At 39.8% G+C, this 4,634-nt stretch carries 5 protein-coding genes; 2 read left to right on the top strand and 3 right to left on the bottom strand.

Annotation, left to right across the window (positions count from 1 at the left end; genetic code table 11):
• From cotJC to ACFVSH_RS23095, 3 genes are all read right to left on the bottom strand, one after another.
• On the bottom strand, positions 1-526 hold a 526-nt coding region (gene cotJC, locus ACFVSH_RS23105; RefSeq protein WP_387708031.1), incomplete at its 3' end, for a spore coat protein CotJC.
• Between the two features lie 13 nt (positions 527-539).
• Positions 540-806, bottom strand: a complete 267-nt coding sequence (locus ACFVSH_RS23100; protein ID WP_063234474.1) for a spore coat protein CotJB — start codon at positions 804-806, stop codon at positions 540-542.
• Positions 807-1,040: a spore coat associated protein CotJA gene (locus tag ACFVSH_RS23095; protein ID WP_048679115.1), complete on the bottom strand. Its 234-nt coding sequence runs from the start codon at positions 1,038-1,040 to the stop codon at positions 807-809.
• Positions 1,041-1,297: 257 nt separating this feature from the next.
• Here ACFVSH_RS23095 and ACFVSH_RS23090 point away from each other — a divergent pair, with 257 nt between their 5' ends.
• Complete coding sequence (locus ACFVSH_RS23090; protein WP_387599241.1) at positions 1,298-2,167, top strand: LysM peptidoglycan-binding and 3D domain-containing protein; 870 nt, start codon at positions 1,298-1,300, stop codon at positions 2,165-2,167.
• Between the two features lie 157 nt (positions 2,168-2,324).
• Positions 2,325-4,448, top strand: a complete 2,124-nt coding sequence (gene recQ, locus ACFVSH_RS23085) for a DNA helicase RecQ (RefSeq protein WP_387708033.1) — start codon at positions 2,325-2,327, stop codon at positions 4,446-4,448.
• Positions 4,449-4,634 lie beyond the last annotated feature (186 nt).

The following is a 4,634-nucleotide window of genomic DNA, read 5'->3' as shown; positions in this document are numbered from 1 at the left end:
CAGCTTCCCTGAACCTCATCGAATGGATAATTTCCCTTTCACGTAAAAACCTGAGTGAATCATTGATATCAGGATCATCCGAGATGTCAATCAACCACTGGTAGGTTGCTCTGGCCTTTTCTTCAGCGGCAATATCTTCATATAAATCAGCAATCGGATCGCCTTTAGCTTGAATATATGTGGCAGTCCACGGACTTCCTGCCGCGTTTTGATAAAAAAGAGCACTATCATGATTGACATAATGTTCACCAAGGCCGGCTGCTGCCATCTGCTGTGGTGTGGCATCTTTTGTAAGTTTATAAATCATTGTGGCAATCATTTCCAGATGAGCGAATTCTTCCGTTCCGATATCCGTCAGCAGGCCAATCACTTTATCGGGAATTGTATATCGTTGATTTAAGTATCGGAGTGCTGCAGCCAACTCACCATCAGCACCCCCGTATTGTTCTATTAAAAATTTAGCCAATCGAGGATTACAGTCCCTGACTTTAACTGGATATTGCAGCTTCTTTTCGTAAACCCACATAGCTCATCTCTCCTTATACCTGCCATGGCCAAGGGCCTTGGCCCCATTCCCATTTATTTTCACCGCCTGGACTGTTTCCAAATCCCAATAATGGTCCATATTTAGGCTCAAAAACCGATTTCAACTGTTTGGAATATTCATGAAATTGATTAAATTGCTGTAAAGCCTGCTGGTCGTTAGGATGTGTATCCAAATAAAGAGTCAACTCTACCAGTACGAAATCGGCAGCCTGTATTTGTTCAAGCAACTGATAATATTCATCATCCAGTTTCTTATTCATTTACGTCTCCCTTTCCCGATATGGATTATCATAAAAATCATAAAAGAATTTCCAAAGTGTACCGTATTTCAAAGCTTCTTCCGGTGTGAACTGCTCCATATTAGGCGGTTGAAAATTAATATACAAATTAGGAGGTGTCCTGTAATACTTTCTCCCAATAGGCGGACAAGGATCGAATTTACTATGGAAAGGTTTATATGACTTAACTAATGTAAAAGTCTTTTCGCGAGTCAAAAAAAATACCTCCTTTGTAAAGATATAGCCTTTAATTTTTATGCCTGGGTAATGCATAATATGACTTCTCTGGTCTGGAAAGGAAATTAACTGGAAAATGATGTTTTTTCAGAATATTATAAAATCTTGTTATAGTCCCGTTATCTTACTGTGATGTTTGTCATCTATTCTTTATCTGTTTGTTCTTTGTATAGAAAAAAACTATGTTAAGATTTAACTCGTAGCTTATAAAGCAGCTCACAAGGAGGTAACAACATATGAAAAAATCAATCTTATCGTTAGCGGCAGCGGCTGCAATATCCGGTGCATTTACAATCCCGGTACAAGCAGAAGATGTCAAAGTGAAAGATGGAGACACATTATGGGGGATATCTCAAACATATAAAGTATCAATAGAAGATGTTAAGTCTTGGAACAATTTGTCTTCAGACGTGATTTATGCCGGAGAAACCCTACATATTTCTCAAGAGGAGCATTATAAAGTAAAGTCAGGGGACACATTATCGGAAATTGCAGACAAATATGATGTAGCGGTAAATGAGATTAAATCTTGGAACGGTTTAAATTCAGATACAATCCATCCTGACCAGAAACTGGTCATTAAACCTGCAGCTAATAAAGTAGAAGCTGCGAGTGTAGGGCCAGCGCAGGAATCAAAGCAAGCTGCACCAGCAGAACAATCAAAGCCAGTTGAACAATCAAAGCCAGTTGAACAATCAAAGCCAGTTGAACAATCTAAACCAGCAGAACAATCAAAGCCGGTTGAACAATCGAAACCAGCAGAATCATCTGAAAAAGCAGACACAAACAATGAATCCAACGATCAAGCAGGAATCAAAAAGGAAATCACTGTTAGGGCAACTGCCTATACGGCTGATTGTCAAGGCTGCAGCGGTACTACAGCCACAGGAGTTAACCTGAAAGCTAATCCCGATGCAAAGGTGATATCAGTGGATCCATCAGTCATTCCGCTTGGATCTAAAGTTTATGTAGAGGGTTATGGCTACGCGACCGCAGCTGATACAGGCAGTGCCATCAAAGGGAATAGAGTGGACATCTTTGTACCTAACGAAAAAGATGCCGTAAATTGGGGCGTTAAAAACGTCAAAGTTCAAATCCTGAATTAATTAAACCATCCAAAACATGTTTATATATTGAAAAAAGTAGACACAGACATAATGTGTCTGCTTTTTTTGTCCTTTTGGTTCACGGGAAAAGCAGGTACAATGAAAGAAATAGATCCTTATGAATCCTAACAAGGAAAATAGGAGGAGTAGTAAATTGATGGAAAAAGCTCGTGAATATTTACAGGAATACTTTGGTTATGAATCATTCCGAAAAGGTCAGGAACAGATTATCGAACAAGTTTTAGAAGGAATAAACACGGCGGGAATCATGCCTACTGGCGGAGGTAAATCAATATGTTACCAAATTCCAGCCCTTCTGTTACCAGGTGTAACACTCGTGATATCCCCACTTATTTCCTTGATGAAGGACCAAGTAGATGCCCTCGAACAAAATGGGATTGATGCCACATTTCTTAATAGCTCCATTTCTGGGATAGAATCATCCAATAGAATGAACGATATTAAGCAGGGGAGATATAAACTGGTTTATGTTGCACCTGAACGGTTGGAAAATCCCGCATTTCAACAGGATCTATTTAATGTGGGAATTTCATTGGTTGCCATTGATGAGGCCCACTGTATATCTCAATGGGGACATGACTTCAGACCAAGTTATTTAAAAATCAAAACCTTATTGAAAAACATGCCATCAGCTCCGACTGTACTGGCATTAACGGCAACAGCCACACCACATGTGACCGATGATATATGTCAGTCACTAGGAATATCAGTGCAGCATACAGTATCAACGGGATTTTCCAGGGATAACCTGTTCTTTTCCGTTGTGAAAGAAGAGAATCGCGGACGGTTTTTAATGCGCTATTTAGAGAAAAACAAAAGTGAATCGGGTATCATATATGCAGCCACTAGGAAAGAAGTCGATACCTTGTATGCCAAACTTATTAAAGCCGGGTTCAAAACAGGTCGATACCATGCTGGCATGAATGAACAAGACCGATCGGAACAGCAAGACCAATTCATTCGGGATGACGTTCCCTTGATGGTAGCAACATCCGCCTTTGGGATGGGAATCGATAAGTCGAATGTCAGATACGTCATACATTACCAAACTCCAAAGAACATGGAGAGTTATTATCAAGAAGCGGGCCGTGCAGGGAGGGATGGATTGGAAAGTGAATGTATCCTCTTATATTCCCCTCAGGATATGCAGATACAGCGTTTCTTGATTGATCAATCTAATCCCTCGCAGGAGTGGCAATCCCAGGAATTGAAGAAATTGAACAGAATGAAGGATTATTGTTTTACCGAAGGGTGCTTGCAAGCCTTCATCCTTCGATACTTTGGAGAAGAAAACCCGGAAGATTGCGGTCATTGCGAAAATTGTACAGATAAACGTGACTCTGTTGAAGTAACTACACAGGCACAGATGGTCCTTTCATGCATGTTGCGAATGGGTGAGAGATTCGGTAAAACGATGATTTCCCAAGTGCTTACGGGATCACGCAATAAGAAAATTGAAGAGTTTGGATTCCAGAAGCTTTCAACCTATGGTATCATCAATGATCAATCTGCGAAGGATGTAGGTGATTTCATTGATTTCCTGACCGCAAAACAGTACATCGAAATGACGGGCGGGCAGTTTCCGGTCCTCAAGGTCACCAATGCTGGCAGGGAAGTGTTACTGGGACAGAAAAAGGTCCTGCGTAAGGAAATGAAAAAAGTAAGCAGCATCAGTGCAGATCATGGGTTGTTCGAAGGTTTAAGACAGTTAAGAAAAGAATTGGCAAGTAAGGAAAATGTACCTCCATTCATTATTTTTTCCGATGCATCTTTGAAAGATATGGCTGTCAAATTGCCGAGGACAGAAGAGGAATTCCTGGAAGTTAAAGGCGTAGGGATGCAGAAATTTGAACGCTTCGGATCTGTGTTCTTACAAGGTATTTCCCAGTATGTACAGGCACATCCTGAATTAGAAATGAATACTATGGTTACAAAGGAAACGGTAAAGCGAGCTACTAAACCATCTCATTTAGAAAGCTACCGCTTATATCGGGAAGGCAAATCAATCAAGGAAATAGGAACATTGAGAGGGTTGTCTTCCGTTTCAATTGAAAATCATTTATTAAAGTGTGCAGAAGAACACTTGGATATCAAATGGGATGAGATTTTCTCGGATAAAGAGTTTGATCTTGTTTTGGAAACTGCGAAACAATTGGATTCTGAAAAATTGAAACCGCTAAAAGAAGCCTTGCCTGAACATATTTCCTACTTCATGATTAAAGCGATATTGGTTAAAGCAGGGTTGGAAAACGAAGGGTGATAAGGTTTTTTTGGATAATTTTTTCATTGAATAAATAAGAATTTAGTTTATTGCGTATACTAGGAATGATAAAAAGGAGGAATTTTCGCCTTTAATCAGAGTCTAAAGAGGAGGTTGCTCATGTATTTTGGTAAAAAGAATTCAGAGGAACCAGAAATCGTTATGGAAGATACGATAGTATATGCA

The organism is Peribacillus sp. NPDC058002 (assembly GCF_042886655.1).
GTDB lineage: Bacteria > Bacillota > Bacilli > Bacillales > DSM-1321 > Peribacillus > Peribacillus aracenensis.
Note: the sequence above shows the minus strand (reverse complement) of the source record. Positions and strands in the feature narration are given on the sequence as shown.

Excerpts from the sequence above, each read along its gene's own strand:
- recQ (WP_387708033.1), top strand. The coding sequence starts at position 2,325 with ATGGAAAAAGCTCGTGAATATTTACAGGAATACTTTGGTTATGAATCA.
- ACFVSH_RS23090 (WP_387599241.1), top strand. The coding sequence starts at position 1,298 with ATGAAAAAATCAATCTTATCGTTAGCGGCAGCGGCTGCAATATCCGGT.
- ACFVSH_RS23100 (WP_063234474.1), bottom strand. The coding sequence starts at position 806 with ATGAATAAGAAACTGGATGATGAATATTATCAGTTGCTTGAACAAATA.